The following is a 20490-nucleotide window of genomic DNA, read 5'->3' as shown; positions in this document are numbered from 1 at the left end:
TGACGGACCGGTGCGCAAAAACACCTAAGGAGCGTTCCATGTTTAAAGGCTCAATGCCAGCCCTGGTCACCCCGTTCAGCAACGGCGCGTTGGACCTGGATACGCTCAAACACTTGGTCGAATGGCAAATTCAGCAAGGTTCGACCGGACTGGTACCGGTTGGTACGACCGGCGAAAGCCCGACGCTCAGCCATGAAGAGCATGAAACGGTGATTGCCGAGGTGGTCAAAGCCGCCGCAGGTCGCGTACCTGTCATCGCTGGTGCCGGGTCCAACAACACGGTCGAGGCCATACGGTTCGTTCAATTCGCACAGAAAATCGGTGCGGATGCGGCGCTGGTTGTAACACCCTATTACAACAAGCCGACCCAGAAGGGGCTGCTGGCGCATTTCCAAACTCTGCATGACAGCGCCGATATCCCGATCATCATCTACAATATTCCGGGTCGTTCGGTCATCGATATGACCCCTGCAACGATGGGTGAGCTTGCAAAGCTGCCGCGCGTCATCGGGGTAAAGGACGCGACCGGTGATCTTGCGCGCGTCAGCCAGCAGCGCGCGAGCTGCGGGGCCGATTTCTGTCAGCTGTCCGGGGAAGACGCGACAGCACTGGGTTTCAACGCTCATGGCGGTGTTGGTTGCATTTCTGTTACGGCGAACGTGGCCCCGAAGCTCTGTGCCGAATTCCAGCATGCTACGTTGGCAGGCGACTATACAAAGGCTCTGAATTATCAGGACCGGCTGATGCCGCTGCACGAAGCGATCTTCATCGAGCCTGGCTTGGTCGGCGCAAAATACGCGCTCAACAAACTTGGCCTATGCAGCACCGAAGTGCGTTCGCCTTTGACCGAGCTGGAAGACAGCACCAAAGCCACTATCGAAGCCGCAATGGCGCATGCTGGACTAATCTAAAGTCAACACACAGAATCGAAAGGGCGGCCTCGAAGATCGAGTGCCGCCCTTTTCAATTCGGGATCCAAACTTCATCTGGCTAAAAATATCTCGGGGGAGGCGCGGCTTGCCGCGACGGGGGCAGAGCCCCCATTAGCGCTTGCCGTAGTACAACCCAACCACATGCTCTGCTTGCGCAAAGAACAACCAGCGTGAAACCGCGACGCCGGTCAGATGTGACATGACAGCAAACAAAGCCAGGATGTGTTTCAGGACAACGCCATCTGCTGGAAGGATAAGCAGCAGGATCGGCAACACGAAGGCCAGCGCGAAAGAGATGGCCCGCAGCTTTTGCGCGTGTTTGCGCCCGACCACATGCACGAACTCCCGCAGCAGATAGTTTGTACCGGTATGTGGCGGCTCGAACGCACGCACCGTGCCACGATTGCCAAGGCCGGTTGCGGTGCCCAGATCGGTACCAGCGTTTTGAAACGCATTGTCGCCCATGACCCAGTAAATCAGTTGCACAATGGCGGCGACGACCAGCAGCGTTGGCGCAATACTTTCCGCACCAGCGAGCAACGCGCCGCCGGCAAGGCTGAAAGTGATGAACATCGCCGGGGTCGCCCACATATTCCATCGCGGGATGGTTTTGAGCTGGGTGTAAATCATCGAGGTCGTGAAGACCGTTGCGAGACTTAGGATGGAGCCGACAACCCCGAGAAGTGTCCACTGCTGTCCAAGGAATATCACGCCGATGGCATAAAGCCCCATCACTGACAAAGCCGCAACGGCGCAGACGCCTTCTCGGCTGAGCCAACTTGTTTTCCACTGGCTAAAGGCTTTCCATGCCCTTTCCGGGTGGCCGAGGTGGAAAGTAGAGGCCAGCAGCCCACCGATGGCCAGCGCAAAGGCTATGGCGAAGAACACGAAAGCGGTGATGCCCGAGACGTCAGGGGTGCCAAAGCCCAGAAAGTACAGCAGGCCAAAGCCGAGGCCGGACAGTGTGGTAAAGATGATAACGGAAGGGGCCGGGTGCATCAGAGCTTCTCCAGGGTCTTGTCGAGCCAGCCAAGAAAACCCTTGGGCTCTTCGGCGACCGGGGCCAGCAGAGGGGCCAGAATGTCGATCTGCTCCTCAATCTTGTCCTTGGGTCGGGGTGGCAGATATTTGTTGACGGGTTTGGTGCCCATTTCGGGCATCAGGTCCATACCGTCACGTTCGGCGACCAGCTTGCTGACATCGCTGTCAGGATCCCCGAGGTCTCCAAAATGACGCGCGCCCGCCGGGCAGGTGCGCACGCAAGAGGGTACACGATCCACTTCGGGTAGGTTTTCGTTGTAGATTCTATCGACGCAAAGGGTGCATTTCTTCATCACACCTTCGGCCTGATCCAATTCGCGCGCACCATAGGGGCATGACCAGGCGCAAAGGCCACAGCCGATACAGTCGCTTTCGTTAACGAGAACGATACCGTCCTCAGCCCGCTTATAGCTGGCGCCGGTTGGGCAGACCGTGACGCAGGGCGCGTCTTCGCAATGCAGGCATGATTTGGGGAAGTGGATCAGTTGGGCGTGCCCTTCCGCTGGCTGCACCTCGTAGGAATGCACGCGGTTGAGGAAAGTACCCGAGGGGTTTGCGCCATACGCATCCTGATCTGAAAGAGGTGCACCATAATTCTCGGTGTTCCAGCCTTTGCAAGAGATCACACAGGCATGGCATCCGACGCAGGTGTCCAAATCGATGACCAGACCCATTTTGCGGTCGGTAGATGTGGGGAGTTGGGTCATTTTCCTACCTTCCACGCCAGATTTTTGGGACCGGTGCCAACCGGGGATTTTATCGGATCGAACTCGGGTTGGCTTTCGGAGTCGCTTGGAGCGGTGGCTTTTTCGATCTTTACCTTCAGATCGAACCAGGCGGCCTGACCGGTGATCGGATCAGAGTTTGCCCAGCGCAGGCCGTCACCTTTAGGAGGCAGCAGCTCGTGGATCAAGTGGTTGAGCAGAAAGCCTTTTGTGGCCTCAGGCGCATCTTCCTGAAGTGCCCAAGCGCCTTTGCGCTTTCCGATGGCGTTCCAAGTCCACACGGTATTGTCATTCAGTGCTGCCATTTCCATGACCGGCACCGTGATTTCACCGTGCGGAGAGCTGACCTTGGCCCAGTCGCCGTCTTCCAGCCCATGTTCACGCATCAACTTGGTCGGGACGTAAAGTGGGTTACGCCCGTGCAATTGCCGCAGCCATGCGTTTTGGGTGCCCCAGCTGTGGTACATCGCCATGGGGCGCTGCGTCAGGGCGTTGACAGTAAAGCCTTCATTACCGGTCTGGTCGGTTTCGTACCAGATCGGTAGCGGGTTCATCGTGTCTTTAATGCGCTGGCGCAGGTGTTCGGGTGGTTGCCGTTCGCCATGACCTTCGGCGGCCAGTTGGAATTTGCGCATCGGCTCGGAATAGAGCTGGAAGAGGTAGGGCTGCGGGCTGTCATAGATACCCATGCCAACAGCCCAATCCTGATAGGCGTTGTTCCAGGGCTTATAATAGTCGGCCCCTTCGGGGATATGGGCCACGTAGAAACCGCCGTTTTCGATATAGCGGTCCAACTGGTCCGGGTTGACCTCGCCACGGCCTTCCTTGTCGCCGTTTTCGCCCCGGAAACCAGCCAATGGCCCGATGCCGGGTTTGCGTTCGTGATTCACAATGTAATCGGCGTAATCCACCCACTTGGCGCTGCCGTCTTCGTTGGTAAAGCCAGGTAGGCCCATGCGGTTGGCGAGATCAATCAAAACCGACTGGAAGCCGCGTACGTCGCGGTCGGGTTCGATCACCGGCCAGCGGATCGCGTCTGCGGCGGCCTCGGCCTCGCAGATCGGGCGGTCCAGCAGCGAGATACAGTCGTGGCGTTCCAGATAGGTAGTGTCGGGCAGGATCAGGTCAGCGTAAGCCACCATTTCCGAGCTGTAGGCGTCGGAATAGATGATATGCGGGATCACGTATTCGCCGTTCTCATCCTTGTCCGTCAGCATCTCGATGACACCTTTGGTGTTCATGGTCGAATTCCAGGACATGTTCGCCATGTACATGAACAGCGTGTCGATCTTGTAGGGATCGCCCGCATGGGCGTTCGAGATCACCATATGCATCAGCCCGTGGCAGGACATCGGGTTTTCCCATGTGAACGCTTTGTCGATCCGCGCTGGGCTGCCGTCTTCTTTGAGCGCCAAATGCTCGGGGCCGCGAACAAACCCCAGATGCGGTCCGTCCAGAGGTGTATTCGGCGTCACCTTACAGTGCGGTGTCGGATGCGCCTCAACCGGCTTGGGGTAGGGTGGCTTGAAGCGGAAGCCGCCGGGGACTTCGACCGTTCCAAGCAGGATCTGCAACACATGCAGGGCGCGGCAGGTCTGGAAACCGTTCGCATGGGCCGAGACGCCGCGCATCGAGTGCATCGCGACGGGGCGACCTATCATCTTCGAGTGTTTCTCACCCCGGAAATCGGTCCATTCATGGTCCAGTTCGAAGGCTTCATCAAAGGCCACGCGGGCCAGTTCGGCTGCGATCGCGCGAATGCGGGTCGCCGGTACGCCGCATTTATCGGCAATTGCTTCGGGCGCGTATTCATCGGCCAGATAGCGTTCTGCCATCTGGTGGAAAACCGGACGGTGCGTGACCCCATCTTTCTCGTAGGTTGCCGAGAGATCAGGCCGCACGCCCGGTTTGTCGAACGCTGTCAACTCGCCGGTTTTGCGATCAATGACCAGCGGTTTGCCGTCGTCGTCTTTCAGGAACAGACCTTTTTCCGGGCCTTCGGATGCGTTGATCAAGACCGGTGCGTTGGTGTAGCGGCTGAGGTAATCCAGATCAATTTTACCAGCCTTCATCAGCACATGGATCAGCGACATGATGAACAGGCCGTCGGTTCCGGGCGTGATTCCAACCCAGTCATCTGCAACGGCGTTATAGCCACTGCGGATTGGGTTGACCCCGATCACACGCGCGCCGCGGGCCTTGATTTTGCCGATGCCCATCTTGATGGGGTTTGAGTCGTGGTCTTCTGCAACACCAAACAGCATGAACAGCTTGGTGTGATCCCAATCAGGTTGACCAAACTCCCAAAATGCACCGCCCATCGTGTAGATGCCACCGGCTGCCATGTTCACCGAGCAGAACCCGCCGTGCGCCGCGTAGTTGCAGGTACCGAAGTTTTGCGCCCAGAAGCTGGTGAAGCTCTGGCTTTGGTCGCGGCCCGTGAAAAAGGCCAGTTTCTCGGGATTGTCTTCGCGGATCGGTTTTAGCCAACCGACAGCGATCTCCAGCGCCTCATCCCAGCTGATTTCCTCGAACTCACCCGAACCGCGCGGCCCTACCCGTTTCAGTGGTGCGCGCAGCCGCGACGGTGCGTTCACCTGCATGATCCCTGCGCTGCCTTTGGCGCAAAGCACCCCTTTGTTCACCGGATGATCCCGGTTGCCTTCGATATAGGCGACCTTTCCATTCTTCATGTGCACGTTGATGCCGCAGCGGCAGGCGCACATGTAGCAAGTGGTGCGGCGAATCTCATCTGACACAGGCGGGGATAGGTTGAGGTTTGGTTGTTGGTTCACGTTATCTCTCTCCCTGTGGCGAATCGCCTTGGTGCCTGCGCGTGTTGGACGCTCTGGGGCGTAGGAACGCGGGGCTTAACCACTCAGAGGAAGAGAGCGCGAAAGCCTCTTCCTCTGCTTTTGTTTGACGGACCGGTTGAACCCGGTCCGGACTTTGATTTTACAGCGATCAAACCTGCTGTGGTCGCATGTCGGCCGCGTCGATTCCGGCAACTTCAACTGGCTTCTTCATCGCATCACGGCGGAAGGGTTCACCCAGTTCCTGGTTGATCATTGCTTCGATCAGTGTGGTGATGCCGTTCTTCTGGTCTTCGACCGCCTGGCTCAGCGCAGCGGTTAACTCGTCCTGAGTGCGTGCGATGACGCCTTTCAGGCCGCACGCATTGGCGATGCCAGCATAAGACACTTTGGTGTCCAGCTCTGTGCCGACGAAGTTGTCATCGAACCACAGGGTTGAGTTACGCTTTTCCGCACCCCACTGATAGTTGCGGAACACAACCTGCGTGATGGCGGGCCATTCTTCGCGGCCGATGGCGGTCAGTTCGGTAACTGCGATGCCGAAGGCACCATCACCCGAGAAACCGACAACAGGTACATCAGGGCAGCCGATCTTGGCGCCGATGACCGAAGGCAGACCATAGCCACAGGGGCCGAACAGGCCGGGGGCCAGATATTTGCGGCCTTCTTCGAATGAAGGGTAGGCGTTGCCGATGGCGCAGTTGTTGCCGATGTCGGACGAGATGATCGCCTCTTTTGGCAGAGCGGACTGGATTGCGCGCCATGCTTTACGGGGGCTCAGCCAATCCGGCTTGGCAGCACGGGCACGTTCGTTCCAGGTGGTGCCCGGATCGTCCTGCTCGTGATCCATCGAGGTCAGTTCTTGTGCCCAACGCGATTTGGTTTCTGCGATCTTCGCTTTGCGCGCATCACGACCTTCGTCACCGGCTGTATCAGACAGTTGATTCAGAATGTTGGTGGCAACAGTTGCCGCATCGCCCACGATACCAACCGAGACCTTCTTGGTCAGGCCGATACGGTCAGGGTTGATGTCGACCTGAATGATCTTCGCGTCTGCCGGCCAGTACTCCATGCCGTAACCCGGCAGGGTCGAGAACGGGTTCAGGCGGGTGCCGAGGCACAGAACAACGTCTGCTTCCTTGATCAACTGCATACCGGCTTTCGAGCCGTTATAGCCCAGCGGGCCAGCGAAAAGCGGGTGCGAGCCGGGGAAGGCGTCGTTGTGCTGGTAACCAACGCAAACCGGAGCGTCCAGACGCTCGGCCAGTGCTTTCGACGCTTCGATGCCACCATTCGACAGAACTGTGCCTGCACCGTTTAGGATGACAGGGTTCTTTGCGTTCGACAGCAGCGCGGCAGCTTCGGACACAGCCGTTGCGCCACCCGAAGGCAGCTCGAATTCAACAACAGCAGGCAGATCGATGTCGATGACCTGAGTGAAGAAGTCGCGCGGGACGTTTATCTGCGCAGGGGCCGACGCGCGTTTGGCGTTCATGATGACGCGGCTCAGCACTTCGGCCATACGGCTGGGGTCACGCACTTCTTCCTGATAGCAAACGCAGTCGGCGAACATGCGCATCTGCTCCATCTCCTGGAAACCGCCCTGACCCATGGTCTTGTTGGCGGCCTGCGGGGTGACCAGCAGCAGCGGGGTGTGGTTCCAGTAAGCAGTCTTAACAGCGGTGACAAAGTTGGTGATGCCGGGGCCGTTCTGGGCGATCATCATCGACATTTTGCCGGTCGCGCGGGTGTAGCCATCAGCCATCATTCCGCCCGAACCTTCGTGCGCGCAATCCCAAAAAGTGATACCAGCTTTCTCAAAAATGTCAGAAATTGGCATCATCGCAGAACCGATGATTCCGAACGCATGTTCGATGCCATGCATCTGCAGGGTTTTTACAAAGGCTTCTTCGGTGGTCATCTTCATCTGCGTAATCTCCGATCATAGATGGCGGGACCAGGGTTAGGGACCCGGTTTTCTGGTCGGTTTTGGCGTACGGGTGTCTGTGGCGTTAGGGCCAGAACTGGTGGTGACTTAGGTCCAGTACGCCTCAAGACTGACGAATAGTCTCAGCGATTTGCTGGATGCCGGGTCCGATGCGCGCTGACGAAATTGCGGAATACCCCAATCGATAGTAGTTCTGCGGTCGGTTCGGGCCGGAAAAGAAGGGCTCGCCAGGTTCAATGTGGACGCTTTGACGCTGCAGATCGCTTGCCAGTTTCGTCGTGTCGATACGTTCTGGTGCCTGCATCCAGATCGAAGAGCCGCCAAGCATGCCGCGACCTGCTACCGTCAGGCCATACTGCTTGATCGCTTCTTCAATTGCTTCACGTCGGCGTTGCAGTGTTTTGGACATTCGCCTGATCTGCGCGTCGTAGTGACCAAGCGACAGAAAATAGGCTGCTGTGCGCTGCATGTGGCCAGGAGGGTGGCGCAGTACGAGTGACCGGAGTGCTCGGGCTTCGCGGATAAAGGGCTCGGAACCGACCATGTAACCCAGACGAAGCCCCGGAAACAGAGATTTTGAGAAGCTGCCTACATAGATTACTCGCCCGTCCCGATCCATCGATCGCAGCGCTGGCGACGGGGCACCCAGAAATGACATCTCGAACTCATAGTCATCCTCGACAATCATCGCGTCCAATTCCCGGGCGCGGCTCAACAGGGCATTGCGGCGATCAACCGGCATCGTTGCGCTGGTAGGGCACTGGTGGCTGGGAGTGGTGAAAATTACGTCAGTATCGTCCGGTATCGTATCTGGGAGCAAACCCTCACGATCAACCTTCAGATAGGATAGCTGGCAGTCTGAGTGGATCAGAAGATCACGCAAGGCGTAATAGCAGGGATCCTCAATCGCGGCTCTTCGATTACGGTTAAGCAAAATGCGCGAGGCCAGCCAAAGTGCGTTCTGAGCACCCAGAGTGATCAGGATTTCCTCGGGCCGAGCCACGATGCCTCTGCGTGGCAGAGTGTGCCTTGCAATGAATTCAAGCAGCAGAGGATCATCCTGGTCGACATAGTCCCCGGTCAATGAATGGAAATCTTTGTGTCCAAGCGCCCTTACTGCACAGAGGCGCCAGTTTGCGTGGTCGAACAGTTTTCTGTCGACCTGACCATAGATGAACGGATAGCGGTAATCGCGCCAGTTGCTAGGCTTGGTCAATACATCGCCATCCGAAAAACGGCGGGCAAAGGCACGGTCCCAGTCTACATTCTCGTTATCACGCCGAACCGGGGCATAGGTTGGCGGCACCGGAGCGTTTTCCGACACATAGTATCCCGACCGGCCTTTGGCGGTCAGATAATCGTTTGCCAGAAGCTCAGTGTAGGCAAGGGTAACGGTAATCCGGCTGACACCCAGATGAGCCGCAAGTTTGCGAGACGAGGGCAGTTTCTCGCCAACATGAAAACGCCCTGAAAGAATGCCTTCGGCGATCAGCTGCTGAAGCTGCGCCTGCAACGTGCCTTGCCCGTTGCGCTCAAGAAAGAACGTGTCGACCGAAATGCCCATAGCGTCGTTATAGGCTGGACTTAAGATGGAAGCAATCTGGACTTATAGCCGTTCGCATCTGTTTGGTTGACGTTGGTTGGTTATTGAGCTATATAACTATAAAACTAGTTATATGGAGAAAGCTTGTGTGGGAAGAAGCCGCTGCCGGTTTTTCGGCCATGGGGTCCGAAGCCCGGCTGAAAGTTCTGAAAACGTTGGTGCGCGCCGGCGAGACCGGGCTGACTGTCGGAGAAATCCAGTCTCGTACGGGCATCGCGCCGTCGACATTGGCGCATCATCTGCGGTTTCTCGCTGCTGGTGGTGTTGTTGAACAAGAAAAGATCGGGCGCACTACAATCAATCGGGCGTGCTTTGATGAGTTGAGAAATCTTGCGCAGTTCATCCTCAGCGAATGCTGTGCAGATGAGGTAGAAAAGGCCGCGAACGATGGCTGAGTTGACCCAAAACCCCAAACCCTCGGCGAGAAATCTGGTCAGTCTGATCAAAACGCCGTGGGCGCTGATCGTGGTCATCCTGGTGCTGGTGGCCGTTCTTGACCCAAGTAACTGGGCCGAAATCGTGACATTTTCCGGTAAGGCACTTGCGCATACAGGGCAATACATCCTGTTTGCCGTTTTGCTGCTGTCCTACCTCAAGGCAACCGGAGCTGAAGTGATGGTAGCCCGCGCGTTTGAAGGGCGTGAGACGCGGATGATCTTTCTTGCTGCCTTGTTTGGCGGACTGGCGCCCTTTTGTTCCTGCGAAGTCATCCCGTTCATCGCGGGATTGTTGGCCCTGGGTGCGCCCTTATCGGCAGTCATGGCATTCTGGCTCAGTTCCCCGCTTATCGACCCGCCGACATTGCTTATCACAGCTGGTGCGTTGGGCTGGCCATTTGCGATCGGCAAAGCCGTAGCCGCCGTTGCCTTGGGGCTGTTCGGCGGATTCGCAGTACGCGCCCTGAAGAAGGGCGGCGCGTTCGCACAGCCGTTGCGCGAATACAAACCAGCGGGATGCTGTGGATGCGGACCAAAGAAGGATGACAAGCCCGTATGGCAGTTCTGGAAGGAGCCTGAACGCCGCTCGCGTTTTCGGGCTGAGTTTGTTCACAACGGTCTATTCCTGCTGAAATGGCTGGCATTTGCTTACGTACTCGAAGCACTGCTGGTCAGCTATGTTCCAGCGGACCTGATTGCCAGAGTTGTCGGCGGTGAAGGCGTTGTTCCCATCGTTGTCGCAGCATTGGTCGGAATGCCGGCCTATCTGAACTCTTACGTCGCGCCACCGCTGCTGGCAGGCCTTATGGAACAAGGTATGAGCGCTGGTGCTGCGATGTCATTCATGGTGGCTGGAGCCGTCAGCTCAATCCCTGCAATGGCGGCGGTGTGGTCGCTGGTCAAACCTCGCGTTTTCGCAACCTATCTGGCGCTTGGCATCAGCGGGGCCATCATCGCAGGCATCGCATTCCAGATGATCTGAATGTAAAACCGCCCGGTGCAGACACCGGGCGGTTTTGCTTTACTAACCTGCTTCGCAGTACCGCGGCAGCTTGAACCTGTATCGCGGCTCACCACTCGCCACGTACACACGTTTTTCGATGCAGGCCTCAGTGCCCACTGAACGCGCAATAGGGCTTTCTGTAGACGTAATCGAAGTTGCCGAACCATCAGGCAGGCGCACCGATGCAATAACCCCGTTTTTGAGATCTCCATTGATCGGCGTTGCTGACAAAACCGCAACGGTTAAAAACGCTTCGTGCTCGTGCTTGCCGTCGTCATTCAGCAACAATAAGCCTGCAACGATGGCAATCATTGCGATGGCGCCGGTGATCGCCAACCACCAGGATTTCAGGAACACATAAATCGATACGGCGCGGTGCGGTCCAAAAACTGCTGACAGAATGCTAAGCATCAGTTTCCCTTGGAAATGTGACCCCGATTATTGGGTATCGGGGCCGTTAGCGTCTCAGGGGCGCAGATCGTCTTCGTCTTCTTCGTCGCCGCCACCTTTGGGCAGGTTGAAGAAGCTATCGGCATCAACGATTGGCTCATCGTCTTCTTTGTCTTCAGGCTCGTCGGACAGCGAGAACGTCTCTAGGCCTTCAATCGCGGTCGGGATCTTTGGTGCAGAATCCATTTCCAGCGATTGCTCGGTCGACACCAGCTTGCGACGCTCATCATCGCTCATAACGCCGCCTTCAGCAGATTTCTTGGCCGCCGCCTTCTGCACGATGGCATCCAGTTCGGACTGTTTGCATAAGCCCAGAGCAACCGGATCGATCGGCTGCATGTTCGAGATGTTCCAGTGCGTCCGCTCGCGGATCGACTGGATGGTCGGCTTGGTGGTGCCAACCAGCTTGGCGATCTGACCATCGCTGAGTTCCGGGTGGAACTTGACCAGCCACAGGATCGAGTTCGGACGGTCCTGCCGCTTGGACAATGGGGTATACCGCGGGCCGCGGCGCTTTTCTTCGCCCGAAGCGGCTGGGTTGAACTTAAGTTTCAGCTTGTGCAGCGGATTGTTCTGCGCGGTATCAATCTCTTCCTGGGTCAGCTGGTTGTTGGCAATCGGGTCAAATCCTTTGACACCAGCAGCCACATCACCATCCGCGATGCCCTGCACCTCCAGCTCGTGCATTCCTACGAAATCCGCGATCTGCTTGAAGCTGATCGTGGTGTTGTCCACCAGCCATACGGCGGTTGCCTTGGCCATAAGCGGTTTTGCCATCAGCCCGTCTCCTATAAATACATCTGTCCCGTCGCCGGAATGCGGCGGCCCCGAGGCTTTGGGGCAGGTTTCCGTTGTCGGGGAACTTGGGGCCTATATAGTCGCGACAGCTAAAGAAGGGAAGAGGCGAATGCGCCAAGGTATTCTGGGGCTGGTATTGTGGTTCTTCAGCGCGATGGCAGCGCTGGCCGATGGCGAGCAAGCGGGAGAATTCGACTACTATGTCCTGTCGCTCAGCTGGTCACCCAACTGGTGCGCCCGCGAGGGGGATGCGCGCGGATCGGATCAATGCGATGCCCGGCACGATCACGGATGGATCCTGCACGGGCTATGGCCGCAATATCACCAGGGCTGGCCCTCTTACTGCCGCACGGTCGAGACTCCGCCATCACGCCGTATGACGCGGGAAATGGAGGACATTCAGGGCTCATCCGGGCTGGCATGGCATCAATGGAAAAAGCACGGAACCTGCTCGGGTCTGAGTGCGCCAGACTATTTTGCGCTGTCACGAAAGGCCTATGAAGGCGTCACGCGACCCGACGTGTTTCGTAAACTCGATGCGTCGGTCAAATTGCCTGCTTCGGTGGTGGAAGAAGCATTTCTCAAGGCCAACGCCAATCTGGAACCAGACATGATCACGATCACCTGCAAGCAGGGATATATCGAAGAGGTCCGCCTGTGCCTGTCCCGCGATCTTGGCCCGGTGCCCTGTGGGCGAGACGTGATCCGTGATTGCACCGCTAAAGACGCCGTGTTTGATCCGATTCGTTAAAGCTTTTTGTTCTGGCAATCGCGCGCATATTCCAGTGCTTTGGCCGTGCCTTTCAGATCAATTGCCATGACAGTCTGACCCTCTGGGTTGTAAACGGTCATGGTCTTGTTCTGCGCAATCGAGGTGACGAAACTCCGGTCGGTAAAGAACACCGTAGCGCCGGGCACACGATCCTGTTTGAACCCGATGGCGGTGGCGTCAAAGCTTTTGCCGTCCAACTCGAACCGGATCGGGTAGCTCTGCCCTGGTTTGATGTCGCCCCAAGCCTTGTTGTAAACGGTGAAATATCCACGATCGTCCAGCGCGTCATAGCCCAGCCGCACCACCGAAAGATCCTGATACACCGTCTGGATCAGGCACCCATTGCCGAGGTTGGGGTCCATCATGATGTTCCAGCCTTCGACAAAGCCCTTGTCGATGAGTTCCTGCGACAGGGCGGCGGTGGCGGTGAAGGCGGCTAGGGTCAAGGCAAAAAGTCGGGACATCAGATCATTCCAAATCGTAAGTGGCACTGACCCTTAGTAACCGCAAACCATTCTCTTCCAAAGAGAATTCGAGAGATTCAAACTGCAGGGTGATCTGTCCTTTTATTTTACCAGTTGATTAATTAACCTAGTGGTTTATTAATGGGATTATGACTGACGACAAAAAATTGGATTTTGCATTTGCCGCTCTTGCACACCCTGCGCGCCGCGCCATGCTGGCGCGATTGGCGCAAGGAGAAGCAACAGTAAAAGAACTGGCCGAGCCGTTCGATGTAAGCATGCCGGCAATCTCTAAACATCTTCGTGTTTTGGAAGAGGCCGGGCTGATTGAGCGTTCAAGAAACGCTCAGTTCCGACCCTGCAGACTAAACCCGGAGCCTTTGGAATCGATTGCAAACTGGACTGACCAATATCGTCATATTTGGGAGGTTCGGTTTGAAGCGATGGAAAAACTACTTAGCGAAATAAAGGATTTGAATGATGAGTGACTCAGAAAACTGGGTGCGAATTGTGCAGGAATTCCAGGCTCCGGCGAACCGGGTCTGGCGTATGTGGACCGATCCGGCGCTTTTTCAGAAATGGTACGGGCCCAAAGGGTTCTCAGTTCCAACTGCAGAGATCGATTTGCGTGTCGGAGGTATACGAAAGGTTTGTATGGAAATGAAAACGCCGGAAACCACCATGAGGATGTGGTTTACTGGCGTATATAAAGAAATCTCAGAACCGTCCCGGTTAGTCTATACCGAGAGCATGTGTGACGAGGATGGAAATATTCTTTCGCCAAAAGATATGGGGATGCCCGAGGGAAGCCCAGACATAACCGAGGTGATTATTGATCTTCTCGAACAGGATGGTAGGACACGCATGACCATGATCCATCGGGGCGTGCCTGCCGGAAGTGCAGGCGAAGGCGGATGGAAGCAAGCATTCGAGAAGCTGGATGCTGTTCTCAAGGAAAGATGATGCTTCGGCCTTGATCTGACGGTCTAAAGTTCCTTCCTTGCCCTAAGCGCCGCTGTGATCGTCCCATCATCCAGATAATCCAACTCGCCTCCAATCGGGACGCCCTGCGCTAGGGAAGTCAGGCGGGCCTGTCCATCGAGTTGGTCGGCGATGTAATGTGCGGTGGTTTGGCCATCAACGGTGGCGTTTAGGGCGAGGATGATCTCGGTGATACCCTCGGCCAGAACCCGATCCTTTAGCCGAGGAATACGTAATTCATCCGGGCCGACACCGTCCAGTGCTGACAAAGTGCCGCCCAAAACATGGTAGCGACCCTTGAAAACCCCGGCGCGCTCCATCGCCCAGAGGTCGGCGACGTCTTCTACGACGCACAGTTCCCCGGTTGCACGGTCTTCGCTATTGCAGATGTCGCAGATATCGGTCGTGCTCACATTGCCGCAGTTTAGGCATTCACGGGCCGTGACAGCCACCTGCTGCATGGCATCTGAAAGCGGCGTTAGAAGCAGGGCGCGTTTGCGGATCAGGTGCAGGACGGCGCGTCGGGCCGAGCGAGGGCCGAGGCCGGGCAGCTTGGCCATAAGGTCGATCAGATTGTCGATGTCGCTGTTCGAACTCACCGCGAAGCTCCTGCAAAGAGGCCGGGTAGGTAAGCCCCGGCCATTGATCCGTCAGGAGGGTGTATCAGAACGGCAGCTTGATGTCTGCGGGCAGACCCATGCTTTCTGTCAGCTTGGCCATTTCAGCCTGCGAGCGCTCCTGTGCCTTAGTTTGGGCATCCTTGATCGCAGCGAGGATGAGGTCCTCGACCACTTCCTTGTCATCGCCGTTGAAGATCGACGGGTCGATATCCAGACCTTTTAACTCACCCTTGGCAGTCGCGGTGGCTTTGACCAGCCCGGCGCCCGATTCACCGACAACCATCAGGTTGTTCAGTTCTTCCTGCATCTCGGTCATCTTGGTCTGCAAGTCCTGCGCAGATTTCATCATTTTGGCCATGTCACCCAGGCCGCCGAGTCCTTTAAGCATCGGTAATCTCCTGTCACTCGATTTGAGGCCTAGATACGAAGCGTAACCGCGCGACACAAGAGGTCAGGACACTCCCGCCCGTCGTCAAGACCTTTGACAAGACCTTTCCTCGGTTTGGCCCGGGCAGGATCGTCGGCGTCAGCCGAGGAGCCGTGGCGGCACGGGAGCACCTGGCTGAATTGAGGAGATCGCTTACAGGATCAGTCTTCCTCGAACGGATCCCATTCGTCATCTACTTCGGGCAGGGCTTCAGTTTCGACCTGAGCAGCGCGTTGCTCGGCTGTTTCGATGCTTCTGATCCGCGCTTTCGGGAAATGACTCAGAACCGCTTGCACCAGTGGATGCTTTTCCGCTTCGGCTTTGAGAGCCAGATCAGCGGCATCCCGAACTTCCGCAATTGTCGGAGCGTCGCCTTCTGAGACAATCGATACTGCCCAACGGTTACCCGTCCAGCGCTGCAGCGATGCACCCAACCGTTGAGATAGATCGGTCGGGGCATTGTCGGTCGGGGTAAATTCAATCCGTCCCGGTTGGTACGACACGAGGCGTACCCCGTTTTCGACCTCGACCAACAGTTTCACATCCCGGTTGGCACGGATTAATTCAACCACATGTTCAAAAGTGGGATACCGCGCTAGTGCTGCCTGTACGTCCTGAGCCAGAGCAGCACTCGGTCCGCCTGCATTCCCACCGATGGCCGAAGAGGTATAGGCCGGTCGGGCAGTGGCCTGTGGCGCAGGGCTCGCCTGGCCTGGCACTCCGATGCCCGATCCTGGCCCGCCATTGGGGGGTGGAGGTGCATCCTTTAAGCGCTTGATCAGTTCTTCCGGACTTGGCAGGTCGGCCACATGGGTCAGGCGGATCACAGCCATTTCTGCAGCCATCATGGCGTTGGGTGCAGCCGAGACCTCTTCCAGAGCTTTGAGCAGCATTTGCCACATGCGGGTCAGAACACGCATTGGCAGCGCTTCGGCCATCTGTTGGCCTCGGGCACGTTCGTCGGGTGAAACGGTTGGATCTTCGGCGGCATCAGGGGTGATTTTGACCACTGAAACCCAATGGGTGATCTCAGCCAGATCGCGGAGCACAGCCAGAGGATCAGCACCTTCTGCATATTGTCCGCTAAGTTCGGTCAAAGCACCGGCCGCATCACCGCGCAGGATCATGTCCATCAGATCCAGCACCCGACCCCGATCCGCTAGCCCCAGCATGGCGCGCACCTGATTTGCGCTGGTTTCACCCGCACCGTGCGAAATCGCCTGATCCAACAGCGAGGTTGCGTCACGGGCGGATCCTTCGGCGGCTCGGGTGATTAGCGCCAATGCGTCATCGGCGATCTGCGCATTCTCGGATTCAGCGATCTTGCGCAACAGGCCGATCATATCTTCGGGTTCGATCCGCCTCAGATCGAAACGTTGGCAGCGCGACAAAACCGTGACCGGGACCTTGCGGATCTCGGTCGTGGCGAAGATGAATTTCACATGCTCGGGTGGTTCCTCAAGCGTCTTGAGCAGCGCGTTGAAAGCGCTGGTCGATAGCATGTGGACCTCGTCGATAATGTAAATCTTGTAGCGTGCGCTGGCGGCACGGTAGCGGACACTGTCGATGATTTCACGGATGTCGTTCACACCAGTCCGGCTGGCGGCGTCCATCTCCATCACATCGACGTGGCGGCCTTCCATGATGGCGACGCAATGCTCGCACTGACCGCAGGGTTCGGTGGTGGGTTTACCTTCGCCATCAGGCCCGATGCAATTCATCCCCTTCGCGATGATCCGGGCTGTGGTTGTTTTACCGGTGCCACGGATGCCGGTCATGATAAAGGCCTGAGCGATCCGGTCCGCCTCGAACGCGTTTTTCAGTGTGCGTACCATCGCGTCCTGACCGACCAGATCGGCAAAGGTTTCAGGACGGTATTTGCGGGCAAGAACCTGGTAGGCGGGGCTTGGCGTATCGGTCATGTCTGCTCTGTCGGATTCGAGTTACGCCGCAGCGTAGAGGCCCCCGCTGCCCGCGTCCACAGCAAGCCGCGAGGATTTTCATTTTGGATTGCTGGCCGACGCGGTTAATATCGTACAGTCTAAGACCAGCCAGAAAGATTTTCTGATCAGCGTTTCGGGGGGAGCGTAGAATGGCTCAGATTGTTATCCATGCACTTCAAGTGGGCGGGGGCACGCTTGCGTTAACTTCAATGCCAGGGCGAGGAGGAGACTATTCCGGTGATCTTGATGCGGTTACCGGATGGAAGCCCGGCCTTATTCTGTCAATGACTACCGAGGTCGAGATGATCCTTGATGGCGCCAGGGATTTTGGGGCCGATGTTCGCAGCCGCGCTTGTCGCTGGGTTCATCTGCCAGTCGAGGATTACGGTATACCTTCCGACGACATTGATATGCGCTGGGTGGATGCCAGCGAGTCCGCTCGCCACGCATTATCGGGTGGAGGCCGAGTACTAATCCACTGCAAAGGCGGATGTGGCCGTTCTGGTATGGCTGTATTACGCTTAATGGTCGAGTGTGGAGAGCACCCGGACGAGGCATTGAATAGATTGCGAGCGTTACGCCCATGTGCAGTTGAAACCGACGCGCAGCTGCGCTGGGCGACTGCGCCTGCCAGTGTCTTGGTAGCCGAATAGCGATCAAGCCGACGGACGGTATTCAGCCTGCGCCCGAGTACTTCCGCCCAGGGTTAACACTTCCAGCATCGCGCAAGGCGGTCGGGACAAGGTGCCTCCAGGGATGGGGTGCGAGTCCGTGCCAAACATCAGGTCTGCATAGCTGTCCAGATGGTCGATCGCGACGTCTGAATCGGCATCACAGAACACTCGGGTTTCTTCGGGACCGGAGCGAAATCGGGCGGTGCACCCACTGGCGCAATGAGTCAAATCGCAGCTTCCTTCGATTCCGAATCCTGCGGTGGTCGTGGGGCCAGCTTTTCCAACCGAAGTGGCCAGTGCCCGTGCCAGTCGTGCCAAAGCGGGGCAGTTTTTCCCGGTCCGTTGGCAAATTGTTGCCGAGAATTTATGCGTGTTGGTCTTCCAGATCATTCATGCGCCCTCCGCGCAGGGCAGGGGCATCAATCAGGAGGGACAGCATGCATGCGGTCTTGCCCTGCCCGGACACCCCGCCCGAGTTTCAGTTTCGATTTGATGGCAGGTCTCCTGACTTGCGGGTCATTGCTTTGCCGACCTTCCCGACCTTCAAGGCCAGTGGCATTTCGACATCGCTCTCCGCTTACAGTTGCGGGGGCAGTCTCGGACTGGGTTCGTTCCGGTTTTATCCGGGCAGAACCGCACCGTGTTCCCTTTTCATCCCGGCCCAGTTGGGCGCGAGAACCATCACGTCATCGCTAGCGGTACAATCGTTCGGGAGTCAAGAAGATTGATGATGGCATGTGACGCACGGTCCAGCCACGTCAACCTTGACTCGGCGCGCCTTGGGTGAACTGATCGGTTCAGTTGATTTCAGAGGGCACCATGTTGGACACACAGCAAGCGGTTGTCACCGAGGACATTCAGTTTCAGTCCGGCCCGGCAATACTGTCGGCACGGCTCTATCACCCTGTCGCAGAACCAGACAAAGTTGTTGTGATCAACGGCGCAACCGGTGTGCCCAGAGATTACTACCAGCATTTCGCAAGTTGGCTTGCAAAAGCGCACGGCATGGCCTGCCTTACCTATGACTACAGGGATTTTGGTCACTCTCTGACAGGCTCACAAAAGCAATCGCGTGTCACCATGGCGGATTGGGCGCTGATCGACATTCCGGCTGCACGGACCGAAATGCGGCGGAGGTTTCCACAGGCCAAGCTTTGGAGTATCGGGCATTCTTTGGGCGGGATGTTTGGTCCGGTCCAACCCGATATCAATCAGATCGACAGGATGATCTGTGTCTGTTCCGGTCTGGTTACGCTGAGGGATCATCCTTGGCCTTACCGTGCTTTGGCGACGTTGTTCTGGTACGGTCATGCGCCCCTGGCGGTACATTCGCTCGGGTATTTGCCTGGAAAGGCTTTGGGTTTTGGAACAGATCTGCCATCCCAAGTTTACTGGCAATGGCGCAAATGGTGCACAGCGCCCCAAAGTTATGTACCCGAAATCGGAGACACCTTGCCGGCAAACCGCTGGGCCGACATGGGCAGGCAAGTTGACATATTCGCCTTTGAGGATGATCAGGTTGTGCCCCCCCCCAGGCGGTTTGGCGGCTTGCCGACCTCTATGGTTCTGGCGCGCGGCGCCATCTGCTTTCGGCAAATGAATTCGGGTTATCCGAAGTCGGCCATATCGGCGCGTTTGCCCGGCGAAACGCTGCCGTCTGGCCCCGGTTGATCGCCTGAAATGCTGGGCACCGGTAACCGGTGCCCAGAAAGGTCACAGTCCCTTGCGGGATTTTTTCTCGTGCATCACGCTGCGCACCATTTTCCCAAACGCTTTGTCGCGTGCGCGTGCCTGTGCCACCGAAGCCGAATTGTGCTGATCTTCGCGACACAGCTTGTGCCATCGGTCCAGCCGTGCGGGATCAAGTGCCCCGGTTTCGATTGCAGCCTGTATCGCACAGCCGGGCTCGGTGTCGTGCTGACAATCAGAGAATCGGCAGTTCAGGCTCAGGTCAGAGATGTCCGAGAATACCTCGTCCACACCCTCTTGCGCGTCCAACAGGCGCAACGCACGCATACCGGGTGTATCGATCAACCAACCTCCGTTGCTCATTCGATGTAACGCACGTGCTGTTGTTGTGTGCCTGCCACGCGCATCATCTTCGCGAATGCCTGCGGTGGCTTGATCCTGTCCAGTCATCCCGTTGGCGAGTGTCGTCTTGCCAACGCCAGACGATCCGACCAGGGCGCTGGTCTGTCCCTTCGGGCACCACGACAGGACCTGTTCGATATCGGACTGATCCAAGGCATTTACGGCCAAAACTGTCAGAAACGGGGCCAGTGACTGGGCCTGTTCGACATAAGCAATTGCGTTGTCGCAGGTGTCCGACTTGGTCAGAACGATCACCGGATAGCTGCCTGCCTGATGGGCCAGCGCAAGATAGCGCTCTAGTCGGGGCAGGTTGAAGTCGGCATTGCAGGAACTGACGATGAACAGCACATCCACATTGGCCGCGATTAACTGTGCTGCGACGCCTGTGCCCGCAGCCCGGCGCTGCAGCAGGCTGCGCCGTTCCAGAACACTGCGTATGCGTTTGTTTTCATCGGTCAGCACCCAATCTCCGACGGCAAAAGCACCAGTTGGTTGGTCTGGGGAGAGTAGGGGAGTCTCGCCTTCTGGACTCAACCCGATCAACCGATCCCGGTGAACGGCTGCGATGCGAAAGGGGAGAAGAGACGGCTCAGCCGCATGCTGAGCTGCAAAGTGAGAGGACCATCCGAGGTCCGATAAGGAAAGTGACATGTGTCTGCCTGTAATCAGAAACAACAATCCTGTCGAACGGCGAACGCGCATTCGCAGGTGAGGTATTCAGGCAGTCAGCTGGAAAAAAGAATCAGAACCGGTCTGCCCGAAGGGTCA

Annotated in this window: 21 protein-coding genes and 1 riboswitch; of the genes, 8 read left to right on the top strand and 13 right to left on the bottom strand. The window is 57.2% G+C overall.

What is annotated here, in order from left to right; translation table 11 throughout:
• The first annotated feature begins 38 nt into the window (after positions 1–38).
• Positions 39–911, top strand: coding sequence for a 4-hydroxy-tetrahydrodipicolinate synthase (gene dapA, locus ACRZ91_RS12160; RefSeq protein WP_480905644.1), 873 nt, complete (start codon positions 39–41; stop codon positions 909–911).
• A 132-nt stretch (positions 912–1043) separates the two neighbouring features.
• On the opposite strand, the gene ACRZ91_RS12155 is transcribed toward dapA, so the two are convergent.
• The 5 genes from ACRZ91_RS12155 to pdxR form a co-directional block, all read right to left on the bottom strand.
• Positions 1044–1931: a dimethyl sulfoxide reductase anchor subunit family protein gene (locus ACRZ91_RS12155; RefSeq protein ID WP_010440886.1), complete on the bottom strand. Its 888-nt coding sequence runs from the start codon at positions 1929–1931 to the stop codon at positions 1044–1046.
• Positions 1931–2680, bottom strand: a complete 750-nt coding sequence (locus ACRZ91_RS12150) for a 4Fe-4S dicluster domain-containing protein (RefSeq protein ID WP_170545147.1) — start codon at positions 2678–2680, stop codon at positions 1931–1933. The genes ACRZ91_RS12155 and ACRZ91_RS12150 overlap by 1 nt, the downstream gene beginning before the upstream one ends.
• Complete coding sequence (locus ACRZ91_RS12145; RefSeq protein ID WP_480905640.1) at positions 2677–5493, bottom strand: molybdopterin oxidoreductase family protein; 2817 nt, start codon at positions 5491–5493, stop codon at positions 2677–2679. Before ACRZ91_RS12145 ends, ACRZ91_RS12150 begins: the two co-directional genes overlap by 4 nt.
• A gap of 169 nt (positions 5494–5662) precedes the next feature.
• Positions 5663–7438, bottom strand: a complete 1776-nt coding sequence (xsc, locus tag ACRZ91_RS12140) for a sulfoacetaldehyde acetyltransferase (protein WP_170771483.1) — start codon at positions 7436–7438, stop codon at positions 5663–5665.
• A 124-nt stretch (positions 7439–7562) separates the two neighbouring features.
• The gene (pdxR, locus tag ACRZ91_RS12135) at positions 7563–9023 is read right to left on the bottom strand and encodes a MocR-like pyridoxine biosynthesis transcription factor PdxR (RefSeq protein WP_480905637.1); all 1461 of its coding nucleotides are present in this window, start codon (positions 9021–9023) and stop codon (positions 7563–7565) included.
• A 125-nt stretch (positions 9024–9148) separates the two neighbouring features.
• Here pdxR and ACRZ91_RS12130 point away from each other — a divergent pair, with 125 nt between their 5' ends.
• On the top strand, positions 9149–9457 hold the full coding sequence (locus ACRZ91_RS12130; RefSeq protein ID WP_170476167.1) for an ArsR/SmtB family transcription factor: 309 nt from the start codon (positions 9149–9151) through the stop codon (positions 9455–9457).
• Positions 9450–10481, top strand: a complete 1032-nt coding sequence (locus ACRZ91_RS12125; RefSeq protein WP_480905634.1) for a permease — start codon at positions 9450–9452, stop codon at positions 10479–10481. The genes ACRZ91_RS12130 and ACRZ91_RS12125 overlap by 8 nt, the downstream gene beginning before the upstream one ends.
• A gap of 42 nt (positions 10482–10523) precedes the next feature.
• Here the strand turns inward: ACRZ91_RS12125 and ACRZ91_RS12120 are convergent, their stop codons facing one another.
• Positions 10524–10913, bottom strand: coding sequence for a hypothetical protein (locus ACRZ91_RS12120; RefSeq protein WP_319545389.1), 390 nt, complete (start codon positions 10911–10913; stop codon positions 10524–10526).
• 54 nt (positions 10914–10967) lie between these two features.
• A complete protein-coding gene (locus ACRZ91_RS12115) occupies positions 10968–11729 on the bottom strand; it encodes a DUF1013 domain-containing protein (protein WP_480905631.1) in 762 nt (253 codons plus the stop codon).
• Between the two features lie 130 nt (positions 11730–11859).
• On the opposite strand from ACRZ91_RS12115, the gene ACRZ91_RS12110 reads away from it, so the two are divergent.
• Positions 11860–12501, top strand: coding sequence for a ribonuclease T2 family protein (locus ACRZ91_RS12110; protein WP_480905628.1), 642 nt, complete (start codon positions 11860–11862; stop codon positions 12499–12501).
• Here ACRZ91_RS12110 and ACRZ91_RS12105 read toward each other — a convergent pair.
• On the bottom strand, positions 12498–12986 hold the full coding sequence (locus ACRZ91_RS12105) for a hypothetical protein (RefSeq protein ID WP_480905625.1): 489 nt from the start codon (positions 12984–12986) through the stop codon (positions 12498–12500). The genes ACRZ91_RS12110 and ACRZ91_RS12105 overlap by 4 nt on opposite strands.
• A gap of 149 nt (positions 12987–13135) precedes the next feature.
• Between ACRZ91_RS12105 and ACRZ91_RS12100 the strand changes: the two genes are divergently transcribed.
• Positions 13136–13474: an ArsR/SmtB family transcription factor gene (locus tag ACRZ91_RS12100; RefSeq protein WP_260023239.1), complete on the top strand. Its 339-nt coding sequence runs from the start codon at positions 13136–13138 to the stop codon at positions 13472–13474.
• On the top strand, positions 13467–13949 hold the full coding sequence (locus tag ACRZ91_RS12095; protein WP_480905622.1) for an SRPBCC family protein: 483 nt from the start codon (positions 13467–13469) through the stop codon (positions 13947–13949). Before ACRZ91_RS12100 ends, ACRZ91_RS12095 begins: the two co-directional genes overlap by 8 nt.
• 23 nt (positions 13950–13972) lie before the next feature.
• Here the strand turns inward: ACRZ91_RS12095 and recR are convergent, their stop codons facing one another.
• The 3 genes from recR to ACRZ91_RS12080 all read right to left on the bottom strand — a co-directional run bounded on the left by recR (position 13973) and on the right by ACRZ91_RS12080 (position 16936).
• On the bottom strand, positions 13973–14566 hold the full coding sequence (recR, locus tag ACRZ91_RS12090) for a recombination mediator RecR (protein ID WP_480905619.1): 594 nt from the start codon (positions 14564–14566) through the stop codon (positions 13973–13975).
• Positions 14567–14630: 64 nt separating this feature from the next.
• Positions 14631–14975 (bottom strand): YbaB/EbfC family nucleoid-associated protein, encoded by a 345-nt coding sequence (locus tag ACRZ91_RS12085; RefSeq protein ID WP_039539825.1) that lies wholly within the window; start codon positions 14973–14975, stop codon positions 14631–14633.
• Between the two features lie 200 nt (positions 14976–15175).
• The gene (locus tag ACRZ91_RS12080) at positions 15176–16936 is read right to left on the bottom strand and encodes a DNA polymerase III subunit gamma/tau (protein WP_480905616.1); all 1761 of its coding nucleotides are present in this window, start codon (positions 16934–16936) and stop codon (positions 15176–15178) included.
• Between the two features lie 170 nt (positions 16937–17106).
• Here ACRZ91_RS12080 and ACRZ91_RS12075 point away from each other — a divergent pair, with 170 nt between their 5' ends.
• On the top strand, positions 17107–17610 hold the full coding sequence (locus ACRZ91_RS12075) for a protein-tyrosine phosphatase family protein (protein ID WP_480654115.1): 504 nt from the start codon (positions 17107–17109) through the stop codon (positions 17608–17610).
• A 3-nt stretch (positions 17611–17613) separates the two neighbouring features.
• Here ACRZ91_RS12075 and ACRZ91_RS12070 read toward each other — a convergent pair whose 3' ends face one another.
• Entirely contained in the window at positions 17614–18021 is a 408-nt protein-coding gene (locus tag ACRZ91_RS12070; protein WP_480716224.1) for a hypothetical protein, read from the bottom strand.
• Positions 18022–18108: 87 nt separating this feature from the next.
• Positions 18109–18329, bottom strand: a riboswitch (cobalamin riboswitch).
• 121 nt (positions 18330–18450) lie between these two features.
• Here ACRZ91_RS12070 and ACRZ91_RS12065 point away from each other — a divergent pair.
• On the top strand, positions 18451–19302 hold the full coding sequence (locus tag ACRZ91_RS12065; protein ID WP_480905612.1) for an alpha/beta hydrolase family protein: 852 nt from the start codon (positions 18451–18453) through the stop codon (positions 19300–19302).
• Positions 19303–19344: 42 nt separating this feature from the next.
• Here the strand turns inward: ACRZ91_RS12065 and rsgA are convergent, their stop codons facing one another.
• Positions 19345–20373: a ribosome small subunit-dependent GTPase A gene (gene rsgA / locus ACRZ91_RS12060; RefSeq protein WP_480905609.1), complete on the bottom strand. Its 1029-nt coding sequence runs from the start codon at positions 20371–20373 to the stop codon at positions 19345–19347.
• Between the last annotated feature and the right edge of the window lie 117 nt (positions 20374–20490).

The sequence above is a fragment of the Ruegeria sp. O11 genome (assembly GCF_056535285.1).
Note: the sequence above shows the minus strand (reverse complement) of the source record. Positions and strands in the feature narration are given on the sequence as shown.